Raw genomic sequence first — 12,885 nt, 5'->3', positions numbered from 1 at the left:
AGGTCGCTCTCGCATTCGGAGCTTTGCTCATGCTTGCGCTGTTCCGGCTCTTCGAGCGGGTGAACGGCTTCCGCGCGCAGCGGCCCTCGGATTACACCGACACGCAGCCTGCCTTCGAGCTGAAGCAGCATCTGAACGGCCCGATGATCTGCGAGGGCGCGATCTACGGCCCGCGCGGGCGGGTGACGTCGCGCTTCGTGGGGCATTTCCAGATCGACTGGGACGGCGACGCCGGCGTGATGCGCGAGCGGTTCGAGTACGATTCCGGCGAGGTGCAGCACCGGGCGTGGAACCTGACGCTGAAGCCCGGCGGGCAGATCGAAGCGCGGGCCGACGATGTGAAAGGCGTGGGGCGCGGGCAGGTGCGCGGGGCGACGGCGTTTTTGCGCTACCGGCTGCGGCTTCCGGCCGAGGCGGGGGGGTATGTCCTGTCGGCGGAAGATTGGATGTATCTCGCGCCGAATGGAACCATCGTGAATCGCAGCCAGTTTCGAAAATACGGACTTTTGGTCGCCGAACTGGTCGCGACGATGCGGCCCAAGGAGGATGCGTGAAACAGTGGAACGGCAAACGGTACTGGCTCGTCGGGGCAAGTGCGGGTCTCGGGGCGGCTCTGGCGGAGGTGATGAGCCGCTCGGGCGTGCAGCTTGTGCTTTCGGCGCGGGACGAGGACGCGCTGCGCGAGCTGGCCGGCAAGCTTCCAGGCCGGGCCGATGTGCTGCCGCTCGATGTGACGGATGCCGAGGCCTGCGCCGCTGCGGTCGAGCAGGCGGGCGACGTGGACGGGATCGTGTTCCTGGCGGGGGTCTACTGGCCCTTCGGTGCCGATGAGTGGGATGCGGAGAAGGCCAACATGATGGCCGACGTGAATTTCACCGGGGCGATGCGGATGATGGGCGCGATCGTGCCCAAGTTCGTCGACCGCGACCGCGGGCATATCGTGCTGACGGGCTCGCTCTCGGGGTATCGCGGGTTGCCGGGGTCGGTGGCCTACTCGTCCTCCAAGGCGGGAGTGATGGCGCTGGCAGAGTGCATGCATTGCGACCTGCGCAAGACCGGCGTGCAGGTGCAGCTGGTGAACCCGGGCTTCGTGAAGACACGGCTCACCGACAAGAACGATTTCAAGATGCCCGCGATCATGGAGCCGGAAGCGGCGGCGCGGATCATCTTCGAGCATATGGGCAGCGACGCGTTTTCGCGCGCCTTCCCGTTCTGGTTCTCGCTTGTCTTCCGGCTGGGGCAGTTCCTGCCGAGCGGGCTCTATTACCGGCTCTTTTTCTGACGTCCTCCGCGCCCGATTGAGGCAGGTCAAGGCGCGGATGGGCCGCTCCGGCGCAAGGTCGCTTCAGACCTATTCGGAGACGGCAGGATGGACGAGATCAACATCACCCAGGTGGCGCAGGTCATCCTGATGGCGCATGAGCTGGGCCGCGCGGAGCCGGAACTGCGCGGCTTCATCGAGGGGATGAGCCAGGACGATCAGGCCGCGCTCGTCGCGATCATGTGGATCGGGCGCGGCAGTTTCGATGCCGAGGATTGGGACGAGGCGCTCGCCACCGCGCGCGAAGAGGCGACGACGCCGACCGCCGACTACCTGATCGGCACGCCGCATGTGGCCGATCACCTCGAGGCCGGGGCCGAGGCGCTGGGCTTGCCGATTGCCGATGCCGAAGAGGATATCCTCTGATCAGCGCAGCGCGCGCCCCTTGAGGATCGCGTCGGGACCGAAGCGCTCGCGGATCGCATCCGTCGCGCGCTCGGCCTCGCCGCGCCTCGCCGCGCCAGGGTCCAGGAGGTCCGGCGCGCGGTCGGCCATGCCCTCGGGACAGAGATCCGAGAGGCCCACGCCCAGAAGGCGGTAGGGTCCGAGATCGCCGACCTGGTCGAAAAGCCCGCGCGCGGTGCGATAGAGCTGGTCGGCCAGAAGCGTCGGATCGCGCAGCGCAATGCGGCGGGTCACCAGCGCGAAATTGGCGCGCTTGAGCTTCAGCGTCACCACCCGGCCCGCGAGACCCTTGGCCTTGGCGCGGTCCGAGACCTTTTCGGCCATGCGCCAGAGATGCCCGTCGAGGATGTCGGCGTCGGCGGTGTCCTCGTGGAAGGTGGTCTCGTTCGAGATCGATTTCATCGGCGTATGGGCCGAGACGCGGCGGCGGTCCTCGCCGCGCGCAAGATGCCAGAGGCGGTGGCCCATCGACCCGAAGCGGGCCTTGAGATCGCGCAGCTCCCAGCGCAGGAGATCGTCGAAGGTGCGGATCCCGGCGCGGTCGAGACTGTCCTGCGCCGCGGCGCCGACGCCCCAGATCAGCCGCACGGGCTTGGGGCGCAGAAAGCTTTGCGTCTCGGCCGCGCCGATCACGGAAAATCCGTGCGGCTTGTCGAGATCGGACGCAATCTTGGCCAGGAACTTGTTGTGGCTGAGCCCGATGGAGCCGGTGACGCCCAGCTCGTCCTTCATGCGCTTCACCAGCCCCGCGAGCATCACCGCGGGCGGCGCGCCATGCAGGCGACGGGTGCCGGTCAGGTCGAGAAACGCCTCGTCCAGCGACAGGGGTTCGATCGAGGGGGTCAGCTCTTCCATCATCGACCGGATGATCCGCGAGACCTCGGCGTACAGCGCCATGCGCGGCTTGATGATCACCGCGTCCGGGCAGAGCTTCAGCGCCTGAAACATCGGCATGGCCGAGCGCACGCCCCGGATGCGGGCGATGTAGCAGGCGGTCGAGACCACGCCCCTCCGCCCGCCGCCGATGATCACCGGCTTGTCGGCCAGCTCGGGCCGGTCGCGCTTTTCGACGCTGGCGTAGAAGGCGTCGCAATCCATATGCGCGATCGACAGGTCCCAGAGCTCGTCATGCCGGGTGACGCGCGGGCTTCGGCAGGCCGGGCAGCGGTCGCCGGCGTCGAATTGCGTCAGGCAGGAGCGGCAGAGGGCGGGCATGGAGATCGCGGATCGGGGCTGGTATGCGCCATCATAGGATGTCGCCGAGCCGGAGGGAACAGAGCGTGATCGAGGGGCCGTTTCGCGGCGTGAAGCTGATCCTGTTTCTCGGCGGCGCGCTTCTGGTCCTGCGGCGCGACCCCAACCCTAGGATCCCCTGGCCCGGGCGGCTCGATTTTCCGGGCGGCCTGATCGACCCGGGCGAGACGCCGCTTGAGGCTGTATTGCGCGAGACCCGCGAGGAGACCGGGTTGGTTCTGGCGCCCGAAAGCCTGCGGGTGATCTGCCGCCACGCCGCCGCCGCGGGTCCCGATGTCTTCTACGCCGCGCATGAGCCCCTGGCGCGGATACGCGCGCTGCGGATGGGGGATGAGGGGACGGGCTGGGCGATCATGCGCCCCGAGACCTACGCGACCGGGCCGAACACGATCCCGCATTTTGCCGAGGTTCTGCGCGTCTATCTGGAGCTTGGTCCTGAATAAGAGCCGGGGCCCGTCGGCTAGTGACGGGCCCCGGCAAAGAGGTCTCTACAGGGACAGGGACAAGACCTCTCGGGGAAGTGTCATCGCTTGAACGCGGCTCAGGCCGCGCGGTTCCCAAAGAATCCGAAAAAAATATCAATTAGTCCGTTTCGCCGTTCGGGCGGCTCGGCCGGCGCCGCGGCGATGCGGGATTTCATCGCTCCGGGCCGGTCGAGCGCGGCGCGTCCTTCGGCGATCAGACCGGCTTCGACCATGTCGGTGGGTAGATCGACGGGTGCCTTGAGCCGGGTCGGCACGCGGACGCGGCCCATGTCGGTGTCGAATGTCAGGATGGCCTCGAAGGCCTCTTCGGCGGCGTTGTAGAGCGCGGGGCTCAGGGTCTGGGACTGCATCGGTGCCTCATCAGTGAGATCGGTTCTTGTCTCACTAACGCCGCATCCTGTGGATAAGTTTCATTCGATGCTTGACCGTCGGCGGATCTTGCGCCTCAGGGCAGCTCGTCCAGCACCGCGCGCGCCGCGTCACGGGGGCTCGGCGCCTGCCAGATCGGACGGCCGACCACGATGTGATCGGCACCGGCCCGAAGCGCGTCTCCGGGCGTCGCGATCCGCTTCTGATCGCCCTTGGCCGCGCCCGCGGGCCGCACGCCCGGTGTGACGATCAGCTTGCCCTGGGCTTCGGGCAGGGCGCGGATCGCCGCGGCTTCCTGCGGCGAGGCGATGACGCCGTCGGCCCCGGCGGCCAGCGCGCGCTGGGCGCGCTCGGTCACCAGATCGGCGACATCTCCGGCCCGCATCATCCCGTCATCCAGATCGCCCCGGTCGAGCGAGGTCAGGATGGTGACGGCGAGTATCCTGGTGTCGCGGCCCGCCGCGCCTTCGCGCGCAGCGCGGACCACGTGCGGATCGCCATGCACGGTCAGGAAGTCGATGTCGAACTGGCAGAGCCCGCGCACTGCCGCTTCGACCGTGGCGCCGATGTCGAAGAGCTTCATGTCGAGGAAAATGCGCTTGCCGTGCTCCTGCTTCAGCTCGTTGGCCAGCGCCAGCCCGCCTCCGGTCAGCATGCCGAGGCCGATCTTGTAGAAGGACACGGCGTCGCCCAGCGTCTCGGCCAGTTTCAGCCCGGTCAGGGCGTCGGGAACGTCGAGCGCGACGATAAGACGGTCATCGGCCATGGGGTCTCCTTGGGTCTGCGGCGCGGTTGCGGGCGTCGTGACAGCCGCCTACGCGAAATCGGGAACGCTTTCCAGTGATGGGAGGTTGTCTCTCAGACCCACGGCTCGGCCTCGGCCAGGCGAAGGCAATCGCGGAGATTCACATGGCAGACGACACCCCCGAAACCGGCACCACCAATGGCCGTCCCAGCGAACCGCGCCCGAAGGGCAAATCGGCGCGCAGTCCGGGGAGTGTCTTCCCGCTGATCCTGGGGTCGGGCGTCGCGACGGTCGCCCTGATTTCGGCGGTGATCGCGCTTTCGGGCGGCGACGGGCATAGCGGCGAGGACGAGGCCGAAACCGAGACCACGGCAATGGCCGAGAGCGAGTCGTCGGGCGACGGCCAAAGCGCCGAGGCGGAAGAGAGCGCCGATAGCGGCGAGGCATCTGACGCGGAGAGCGGCGGCGAGGGTGAGGCGTCTGCCAAGACTTCGGACTCCGAGGGCGACGGTGGGGAGGCTTCGGCCGAAAACTCGGAGTCCGAGGACGATGGCGGCGACGCGGCCGCCGAAGGCGACAGTGCCGAGGGCACTGGCGAAGGCGAGGCCTCGGGCGAGGCGAGCGCCGAGGACAGCGGCAGCGAGACCGACGGCGACGCTGCCGAAGGTGGCGCAGAGACCGAGGGCGAGAGCGCGGTGTCCGGCGAAGCGGAAGCGTCCGATGCGGCCAGCGCAGACGCCAACAGTGAGAGTTCGGAGAGCGATGCTGCCGAAGGTGGCGAGGCCGCTGAAGGCGACGCGGCGTCGGGCGACGGCTCCGAGACCGAGGGCGCCGCTGCGGATAGTTCCGAGGGTAGCTCCGAGACCGGCGGTGATGCCGAGGGGTCGGATACGAGCGAGGGTGGCTCGGATGGGGCGTCCTCTGACGAGGCGTCTGGCGATCAGGCGTCCGCCGAGGCGGAAAGCGACTCCTCCGAGGCAGAGGGCAACAGCGAGACCAGCGAGGCGTCTGCGGAATCGGACAGCGGCAGCGCGGAAGGTAGTGAGAGCTCCGAGAGTGCCGAGGGTTCGGAGAGCGAAGAACAGCAGGCCGCGTCGTCTGAGACCGAAGGGTCGGCAGATGCCGGGGCCACGTCCGACAGCGCGTCCGAAGGTGGTGAGAGTGAAGCCGCCTCTGCAGAGAGCGACGGATCAGACAGCGCCGAGGCGGAGTCCGATAGCTCTGACGCCGAGGCGCAAGAGAGCGCGTCCTCCGAAGGTGAAAGCTCGGGCGAGACCGAGAGTGCCTCTGACGGGTCGTCCGAGAGCGCTGAAGGCGAGACCGAATCCGCGGAGAGCGAGAGCGCGGACGCATCCTCTTCCGAGGGCGAGACGTCTTCCGAGAGCGATACGGAAAGCGCTGATGCAGCGAGCGGCGAGACCGGCTCGACCGACAGCGGCGAGACGGCTGAAGCCGAGACTTCGGCGGACGGCGAGGCGGAGGCTAGCGCATCGTCGAGCGAGGGCGACGCGGCTTCGAGCGAAAGCGCTGACAGCGCCGAAGCCGATGCCGAGGCCTCGAGCGACGGCGAAGCACAGACCGACACGGCCGAGGGCGAAAGCGCGTCCGAGAGTGACGGCGCGACCGAGACTGCCGAAGGCGAAAGCGCTGCGGCCAGCGACGAAGCGAGTGCATCGGCTGACGGTAGCTCGGAGGGGTCTGACAGCTCCGAGACCGAAAGCGCTGACGCGGCCGGTGGCGGCGAGGCCGAGAGCGATCCGACCGACGAGGCGCTGAGCCAAGCGCAGGCCGATGCCGAAGCGGCCGCGGAGCGTGCTGCTGCCGCCGAGGCGGAGGCTCAGGACGCGGTCAAGGCGGCGCAGGCGGCTGAAGAGGCGGCCCTGGCGGCGGAAGCGGAGCGTCAGCAGGCGCTCTCCGACGCCGCGAGCGCTGCGCTCGAAGCGACGCAGGAGGCCGCCGAGCAGGCGCGGGCCGCTGCGGAGGCCGCGCGGGCTGCGGCCGAGGCGGCTGCCGAGATCGCCGAACGGCTCAAGGCCAGCGGCAACTGAGACGTCGCACCGACCTGAAACACGGCGCGCTCCCGACCCGGGGGCGCGCCTTTTTCATGGGTCCTGCGCTTGCATCACGGGCGCGTGATCCCCATTTCCAAGCCGAGGCTTCGCAAGAGATGTGCTGCAGGATGCGGGCATCCGGGACGGAGCGCTTGCTATAAGGAGAACCCCATGAACTTGGAGAAGTTCACGGAGCGGTCGCGCGGCTTCATTCAGGCCGCACAGACCATCGCGATGCGCGAGAGCCATCAGCGCCTGTCGCCCGAACACCTGCTCAAGGCGCTTCTCGATGACGACCAGGGCCTTGCGTCGAATCTGATCACCCGCGCCGGTGGCGCGCCCGAGCGCGTGCGCCAGGCGCTCGACATGCGCATGGCGAAGATCCCCAAAGTGTCCGGCGATGCCGGGCAGGTCTATCTCGATCAGGGGACGGGCAAGATCCTCGACGAGGCCGAGACGATCGCCAAGAAGGCAGGCGACAGTTTCGTGCCGGTCGAACGCATCCTCATGGCGCTGGCCATGGTCAAATCCGGGGCCCGCGAGGCGCTGGAGGCCGGGGCGGTGACCGCGCAGGGTCTGAACGCCGCGATCAACGACATCCGCAAGGGCCGGACCGCCGACAGCGCGTCGGCGGAAGAGGGCTATGACGCGCTGAAGAAATACGCGCTCGACCTGACCGAGCGGGCCGAGGAGGGCAAGATCGACCCGATCATCGGGCGCGACGACGAGATCCGCCGCGCGATGCAGGTGCTGTCGCGCCGGACCAAGAACAACCCGGTGCTGATCGGTGAGCCCGGCGTCGGCAAGACCGCCATCGCCGAGGGGCTCGCGCTCAGGATCGTCAATGGCGACGTGCCCGAGAGCCTGCGCAACAAGCGGCTCCTGGCGCTCGACATGGGCGCGCTGATCGCGGGCGCGAAGTATCGCGGCGAGTTCGAGGAGCGCCTGAAGGCCATCCTGAAGGAGGTCGAGGCCGCTGCGGGCGAGATCATCCTCTTCATCGACGAGATGCACACGCTTGTCGGCGCGGGCAAGGCGGACGGGGCGATGGATGCCTCGAACCTCCTGAAACCGGCGCTGGCGCGGGGCGAGCTGCACTGCGTGGGCGCGACGACGCTCGACGAGTATCGCAAGCATGTCGAGAAGGACGCGGCGCTCGCGCGGCGGTTCCAGCCGGTCATGGTGCAGGAGCCGACCGAGGAGGACACGATCTCGATCCTGCGGGGCATCAAGGAGAAATACGAGCTGCACCATGGCGTGCGGATCTCGGACAGCGCCCTTGTCGCCGCGGCCCAGCTCAGCCACCGCTACATCACCGACCGCTTTCTGCCGGACAAGGCCATCGACCTGATGGACGAGGCGGCGTCGCGGCTGAGGATGGAAGTGGACAGCAAGCCCGAGGAGCTCGATCAGCTCGACCGCCAGATCCTGCAGCTGCAGATCGAGGCGGAGGCGCTGAAGAAAGAGGATGATGCGGCGTCCAAGGACCGGCTCGAGAAGCTCGAGAAGGAACTGGCCGACCTGCAGGAGGAAAGCCAGCAGCTGACCGCCAAGTGGCAGTCGGAGCGCGACCGCCTCGCGTCCTCGCGCGATCTGAAGGAGCAACTCGACAAGGCGCGGGCCGATCTGGAAATCGCCAAGCGGCATGGCGACCTCGCCCGTGCCGGTGAGCTGAGCTACGGGATCATCCCCGATCTGGAGAAGAAGCTCGAAGCGGCGGATGGCGATGACGGCGACGTCATGGTCGAAGAGGCCGTGCGTCCCGAGCAGATCGCCCAGGTCGTCGAGCGCTGGACTGGGATCCCCACGTCCAAGATGCTCGAGGGCGAGCGCGAGAAGCTCCTTCGGATGGAGGACGGTCTGCATAAGCGCGTGATCGGTCAGGATCAGGCGGTGCGTGCGGTCGCCAATGCGGTCCGCCGGGCGCGTGCGGGTCTGAACGACGAGAACCGGCCCCTGGGCTCGTTCCTCTTCCTCGGGCCGACGGGCGTCGGGAAGACCGAGCTGACCAAGGCGGTGGCCGAGTTCCTCTTCGACGATGACAACGCGATGGTGCGTATCGACATGTCGGAGTTCATGGAGAAGCACGCGGTGGCCCGCCTGATCGGCGCGCCTCCGGGCTATGTCGGCTATGACGAGGGCGGCGTCCTGACCGAGGCGGTGCGGCGCAGGCCTTACCAGGTCGTGCTCTTCGACGAGGTCGAGAAGGCGCATCCGGACGTGTTCAATGTCCTTCTGCAGGTGCTCGATGACGGTGTTCTGACCGACGGTCAGGGCCGGACGGTCGACTTCAAGCAGACGCTGATCGTGCTGACCTCGAACCTCGGCAGCCAGGCGCTGAGCCAGTTGCCGGAGGGCGCCGACAGCGCTCAGGCCAAGCGCGACGTGATGGACGCGGTCCGGGCGCATTTCCGGCCGGAGTTCCTGAACCGTCTCGACGAGACCATCATCTTCGACCGTCTCAAGCGGGAGAACATGGACGGGATCGTGGAGATCCAGCTGGCGCGGCTGCTCAAGCGGCTCGCGGCGCGCAAAATCCGGCTCGAGCTGGACGATGCCGCCAAGGCCTGGCTGGCCGAGGAAGGCTACGATCCGGTCTTCGGGGCGCGTCCGCTCAAGCGGGTGATCCAGCGAAGTCTGCAGGATCCGCTGGCCGAGATGCTGCTTGCGGGCGACGTGATGGACGGTGCCACGGTGCCGGTCAGCGCCGGGTCCGACGGGCTCATCATCGGCGACCGGGTTGCGGCGTCGAACCGGCCCCGGCCCGACGACGCGGTTGTGCATTAAGCCCCGACCGTGCCTTGCATGAGAGCAACGCCCGCCGCTGCGAAGCGGCGGGCGGTTTCGTCTCTGCGCCCGAGGCCGCTAGTCTGACCGGCGAAGGACAGATCCGCGGGGCAGAGAGATGGAGCTTTATTCGCCGGAGAACCCGGTCTTCTGGCATTACGCTGTCACGGCGCTTCTGGGCGTTCTCAAGGTCATGGGGCAGGGTTGGCTGACGGTCCGGGCCTTGATGTCCGAAAAGGCCGGCTTCGCGAGCCCCGAGGATCTGCGGAAAACGGCGCTCAATCCCGATCCCGATCCGACGCAGCTCGATCCGAACCCGCGTGTCGAGCGGTCGCGGCGGATGCATCACAACGATCTCGAGAACATTCCCGGGTTCTGGGTGGCCGGGGCGCTCTTCGTTCTGGCCGAGCCGCCGCTCTGGGCGGCGCTGATCTTCTACTGGGGGTTCGTGCTGGCGCGGGCGGGCCATTTCTGGGCCTACGCGACCGCCCAGATCCACGACATCCGCGCGACCTTCTACACTGTCGGCTCCATCCTCGTGATCGGGATGGCGATCTGGACGCTGGTCGTTCTTCTGGTCTGAGCATGGCTCGGGGGTCGGGGCCCGCCGCGACGGGCCCCGAGAGAGCGGGTCTTACATGCCCTCGGGCATGATCACCTGGTCGATCACGTGGATCACACCGTTCGACGCCTCGATATCGGCGGTGACGACATTGGCGCCGCCGACGGTCACGCCGCCTTCGGTCATGATGGTCACGGTCGAGCCCTCGACGGTCTCGGCCTCCATCCCGTCGGTCAGGTCGGTGGACATCACCTTACCCGGCACGACGTGATAGGTTAGGATCGCGGTGAGCTGGTCCTTGTTCTCTTCCATCAGGAGCGTGTCGAGCGTGCCCTCGGGCAGCGCCGCGAAGGCCTCGTCGGTCGGAGCGAACACGGTGAAGGGACCTTCGCCCTGAAGCGTCTCGACAAGGCCCGCGGCCTCGACCGCGGTGACGAGGGTCTCGAAGCCGTCCGCCTCCATGGCGGTGGCGACGATGTCCTTGCCCATCATTTCTTCCGAGCTGTGGCTGCCTGCGAAGGCCGGACCGGCCAGGAGCGTTGCGGCGGTGAGGGCGAGCGTGGTTCTGCGTAGCATGAAGTCTCTCCATCTTGAGGTCGGATGCCCCCCAGATGGGCGCGCCCCGGACGCGGACAATGCTCGCGCCCGAACCAAATCGCCGTGTGTCCGGATTGATGTGATCGCGCTCTGCGCTAAGCCGCGGGCGCGCCGTTCGGCCAGTGACATCGGTGTGAGCAGATGTCAGCGCCCGGGGCTCATTCCTTGCCGATGGCGTTCCGCACGATCGTGTCGAGCAGCGCCTCGACCTCTTTCATCTGGCCTTCGGGAAAGCTGCGATAGCCGATGGTCGTGACCCCGGGCGCATCGGCTCGGACCGAGACGAAGATGTTGTAGGGGCAGAAGGCGACGTTCATCGGGTCGGCCTCCATCACCTTGCGCGACAGCGCGGCCGAGCAGAAGGAGTAGACCTCGGCATGGTCGAAGATCACCACGGTCGAGCCGACATCCTCGCGCGTGCGGTCGAGCATCTCTCCGACATGGTGGATCGTGTCGACGACGAGCCCCTGGCCGAGGATCGCGTTTTCCAACCCGAAGATCACGTCGTCGAAGCTTTGGGAGCTGTCATAGCTCACGATGACAGGGGCGGCAGAGGCCGTATCCGTGGCCCCGGCCGGAGCGGCCAAAAGTGTGACCGCCACCAGGGCTAAAATGCGAGTCATGAGGCCCTCCCAAGCCCATGCCGGGTCTTTCACCGCGGATGATAGGCCGGAGCCTGTCACATAAGCAATGACTTGTCGCATGCGCGCGGCCACACCCGGCTTGACAGGAGAGGGGGTCGGACCGCAGCGTCCGGGCAAAGAATACGGGGTAGGGCAGATGGCCAAGCGCGTCGCCGTCGTCACCATGGTGTCGGACGATTACTTCTTCCTGGAGCGCTGGCTCTCCTATTACGGGGGGCTCTTCGGGCGGACCTCTCTCTATGTCGTCAATCTGGGCCGCGACGCGCGGGTGTCCAAGATGGCCGAGGGCTGCAACGTGATCGGGCTCGATTACGAGTTCGACAAGCGGTTCGACATGCTGCGCTGGCGCTTCCTCAATCACCTGGTGAACGGGCTGCGCTCTTATGTGGACATGGTGATCGTCGGCGATGTCGACGAGCTGCTGATCGTGGACCCCGATACCGGCCTCGATCTCGCCGGGTTCCTCGCCAAGCGCAGCGGCAAGCAGGTGCTGACGCCGATCGGGCTGGAGCTGGTCCACAAGGAGGATGAAGAGACCGATCCCATCGGGGACACGATCCTCGGGCCGCGTCGGCACGTGCGCTACTCGAGCTGGTTCTGCAAACCCTGCGTGGTGAGCACGACCGTCCATATCGCGCGCGGCGGCCATTACGCGGATCAGCCCGAGCTCAAGCTCTTCCGGAAGCTCTACCTCCTGCATCTAAAATACGCCGACCGCCAGGAATACGACGCGACGCGGGCGCGGCGGCATGCGCGGGTGTCGGGTCTTGCCGAGGGCGAGGACGTGAAGGCGACGATGCTCAGCGCCGATTGGTACCGCTCGGGCGACGAGCTCGGACGGCTCAATGCGCTGCCGGTGACCGAGTTCGACACGGCGCCGCTGGTCGAGCACATGGAAAAGACCTGGGAGAAGCGGGGCGATCACGGGCTCTACCACTTCCAAAGGCGCGTGGACGAGGTGCTGATGCGCCTTCCGGATCGGTTCGACGGCCTCGTTTGAGCGTCTGACCCCCGACTCGCGACCATCGAGTCGCCCTGCGCGCACCGATTTTGCCTCTCTCCCAGGCAGGGGCGCGGTAATCTCCCGGATCCCCCATCGGCCTAGCGATAATTTCTTGCGTGTTGAGCGGGGCTCAACGCAAGATATGGGGCGCGTGACGCGTCCGACGTTTTCGGTCGCGAAAATTTCGCGTTTTTTGGCATTTTCGGGTATTTTCCCTCTTGCGGGTGTTAGTTGGTATCCGTAGATAGCCCCTCACCGGCGGCGCTGAGGCGCGGACGGGACGCCAGACGGGGCGGTGACGAGGCGGGAAGCTGAGGCGCTGCAGACGAGGCGGATAACATCTGAGAGGTTTTACCGGGCGGGCGCGCCGAAGAAGTTAGGGCGCACTCGGTTGGTTTTGTCTCTCGCGCTCTTTGACATCGCGAGTATCTGAAGAGATATGCGGGCGGTTTGGTTCGATCGATGGATCAAATCTTCTGTATATCGCGCCGGTAGGGGCAACCCGATGACCGGTGTCAGCTTCACTGTCTTGTTCGGCTTTGCGTTACTTCGGTAACCTGAAGCACAACAGACAGATGACTCTTTGTTTGGGTCCTTCCTTAGCCGGGTGGATCATGCTGCGGAGTTGCGCGGGCCTAGTGCTCAAGCAGCGAAGCGGTAGC

General features: G+C 66.9%; 13 protein-coding genes. 8 read left to right on the top strand and 5 right to left on the bottom strand.

Features of this window, described 5'->3' with window-relative positions:
* The first annotated feature begins 29 nt into the window (after positions 1-29).
* The 3 genes from ACFQ4E_RS01760 to ACFQ4E_RS01750 all read left to right on the top strand — a co-directional run bounded on the left by ACFQ4E_RS01760 (position 30) and on the right by ACFQ4E_RS01750 (position 1,687).
* On the top strand, positions 30-554 hold the full coding sequence (locus ACFQ4E_RS01760) for a DUF3833 family protein (RefSeq protein WP_386801196.1): 525 nt from the start codon (positions 30-32) through the stop codon (positions 552-554).
* Complete coding sequence (locus ACFQ4E_RS01755; RefSeq protein ID WP_386801195.1) at positions 551-1,282, top strand: SDR family NAD(P)-dependent oxidoreductase; 732 nt, start codon at positions 551-553, stop codon at positions 1,280-1,282. Before ACFQ4E_RS01760 ends, ACFQ4E_RS01755 begins: the two co-directional genes overlap by 4 nt.
* 87 nt (positions 1,283-1,369) lie before the next feature.
* Positions 1,370-1,687: a DUF3775 domain-containing protein gene (locus tag ACFQ4E_RS01750; protein ID WP_386801194.1), complete on the top strand. Its 318-nt coding sequence runs from the start codon at positions 1,370-1,372 to the stop codon at positions 1,685-1,687.
* Here ACFQ4E_RS01750 and ACFQ4E_RS01745 read toward each other — a convergent pair whose 3' ends face one another.
* The gene (locus tag ACFQ4E_RS01745; protein ID WP_386801193.1) at positions 1,688-2,941 is read right to left on the bottom strand and encodes a DNA polymerase IV; all 1,254 of its coding nucleotides are present in this window, start codon (positions 2,939-2,941) and stop codon (positions 1,688-1,690) included.
* A 65-nt stretch (positions 2,942-3,006) separates the two neighbouring features.
* Here ACFQ4E_RS01745 and ACFQ4E_RS01740 point away from each other — a divergent pair, with 65 nt between their 5' ends.
* Positions 3,007-3,423 carry an NUDIX domain-containing protein gene (locus ACFQ4E_RS01740; RefSeq protein WP_386801192.1) on the top strand — a complete coding sequence of 139 codons (417 nt, stop codon included), beginning with the start codon at positions 3,007-3,009 and terminating at the stop codon, positions 3,421-3,423.
* Positions 3,424-3,521: 98 nt separating this feature from the next.
* On the opposite strand, the gene ACFQ4E_RS01735 is transcribed toward ACFQ4E_RS01740, so the two are convergent.
* Together ACFQ4E_RS01735 and pyrF are read right to left on the bottom strand one after the other, a co-directional pair.
* Entirely contained in the window at positions 3,522-3,815 is a 294-nt protein-coding gene (locus tag ACFQ4E_RS01735; protein ID WP_386801191.1) for a hypothetical protein, read from the bottom strand.
* Positions 3,816-3,910: 95 nt separating this feature from the next.
* Complete coding sequence (gene pyrF, locus ACFQ4E_RS01730; protein WP_386801190.1) at positions 3,911-4,600, bottom strand: orotidine-5'-phosphate decarboxylase; 690 nt, start codon at positions 4,598-4,600, stop codon at positions 3,911-3,913.
* Between the two features lie 143 nt (positions 4,601-4,743).
* On the opposite strand from pyrF, the gene ACFQ4E_RS01725 reads away from it, so the two are divergent.
* From ACFQ4E_RS01725 to ACFQ4E_RS01715, 3 genes are all read left to right on the top strand, one after another.
* Positions 4,744-6,627, top strand: a complete 1,884-nt coding sequence (locus tag ACFQ4E_RS01725; RefSeq protein WP_386801189.1) for a hypothetical protein — start codon at positions 4,744-4,746, stop codon at positions 6,625-6,627.
* A 174-nt stretch (positions 6,628-6,801) separates the two neighbouring features.
* Positions 6,802-9,417 (top strand): ATP-dependent chaperone ClpB, encoded by a 2,616-nt coding sequence (gene clpB / locus ACFQ4E_RS01720; protein ID WP_386801188.1) that lies wholly within the window; start codon positions 6,802-6,804, stop codon positions 9,415-9,417.
* Positions 9,418-9,535: 118 nt separating this feature from the next.
* On the top strand, positions 9,536-10,000 hold the full coding sequence (locus ACFQ4E_RS01715; protein ID WP_386801187.1) for an MAPEG family protein: 465 nt from the start codon (positions 9,536-9,538) through the stop codon (positions 9,998-10,000).
* A 51-nt stretch (positions 10,001-10,051) separates the two neighbouring features.
* On the opposite strand, the gene ACFQ4E_RS01710 is transcribed toward ACFQ4E_RS01715, so the two are convergent.
* Together ACFQ4E_RS01710 and ACFQ4E_RS01705 are read right to left on the bottom strand one after the other, a co-directional pair.
* The gene (locus ACFQ4E_RS01710) at positions 10,052-10,555 is read right to left on the bottom strand and encodes a fasciclin domain-containing protein (protein WP_386801186.1); all 504 of its coding nucleotides are present in this window, start codon (positions 10,553-10,555) and stop codon (positions 10,052-10,054) included.
* A gap of 179 nt (positions 10,556-10,734) precedes the next feature.
* On the bottom strand, positions 10,735-11,199 hold the full coding sequence (locus tag ACFQ4E_RS01705) for a DUF302 domain-containing protein (RefSeq protein WP_386801185.1): 465 nt from the start codon (positions 11,197-11,199) through the stop codon (positions 10,735-10,737).
* Between the two features lie 157 nt (positions 11,200-11,356).
* Between ACFQ4E_RS01705 and ACFQ4E_RS01700 the strand changes: the two genes are divergently transcribed.
* On the top strand, positions 11,357-12,220 hold the full coding sequence (locus ACFQ4E_RS01700) for a hypothetical protein (RefSeq protein WP_386801184.1): 864 nt from the start codon (positions 11,357-11,359) through the stop codon (positions 12,218-12,220).
* The last annotated feature ends 665 nt before the right edge of the window (positions 12,221-12,885 follow it).

This window comes from Litorisediminicola beolgyonensis (assembly GCF_042679605.1).
Classification (GTDB): Bacteria; Pseudomonadota; Alphaproteobacteria; order Rhodobacterales; family Rhodobacteraceae; genus Litorisediminicola; species Litorisediminicola beolgyonensis.
Note: the sequence above shows the minus strand (reverse complement) of the source record. Positions and strands in the feature narration are given on the sequence as shown.

Excerpts from the sequence above, each read along its gene's own strand:
- ACFQ4E_RS01760 (WP_386801196.1), top strand. The coding sequence starts at position 30 with ATGCTTGCGCTGTTCCGGCTCTTCGAGCGGGTGAACGGCTTCCGCGCG.
- ACFQ4E_RS01750 (WP_386801194.1), top strand. The coding sequence starts at position 1,370 with ATGGACGAGATCAACATCACCCAGGTGGCGCAGGTCATCCTGATGGCG.
- ACFQ4E_RS01745 (WP_386801193.1), bottom strand. The coding sequence starts at position 2,941 with ATGCCCGCCCTCTGCCGCTCCTGCCTGACGCAATTCGACGCCGGCGAC.
- ACFQ4E_RS01735 (WP_386801191.1), bottom strand. The coding sequence starts at position 3,815 with ATGCAGTCCCAGACCCTGAGCCCCGCGCTCTACAACGCCGCCGAAGAG.
- pyrF (WP_386801190.1), bottom strand. The coding sequence starts at position 4,600 with ATGGCCGATGACCGTCTTATCGTCGCGCTCGACGTTCCCGACGCCCTG.
- ACFQ4E_RS01725 (WP_386801189.1), top strand. The coding sequence starts at position 4,744 with ATGGCAGACGACACCCCCGAAACCGGCACCACCAATGGCCGTCCCAGC.
- clpB (WP_386801188.1), top strand. The coding sequence starts at position 6,802 with ATGAACTTGGAGAAGTTCACGGAGCGGTCGCGCGGCTTCATTCAGGCC.
- ACFQ4E_RS01715 (WP_386801187.1), top strand. The coding sequence starts at position 9,536 with ATGGAGCTTTATTCGCCGGAGAACCCGGTCTTCTGGCATTACGCTGTC.
- ACFQ4E_RS01710 (WP_386801186.1), bottom strand. The coding sequence starts at position 10,555 with ATGCTACGCAGAACCACGCTCGCCCTCACCGCCGCAACGCTCCTGGCC.
- ACFQ4E_RS01705 (WP_386801185.1), bottom strand. The coding sequence starts at position 11,199 with ATGACTCGCATTTTAGCCCTGGTGGCGGTCACACTTTTGGCCGCTCCG.
- ACFQ4E_RS01700 (WP_386801184.1), top strand. The coding sequence starts at position 11,357 with ATGGCCAAGCGCGTCGCCGTCGTCACCATGGTGTCGGACGATTACTTC.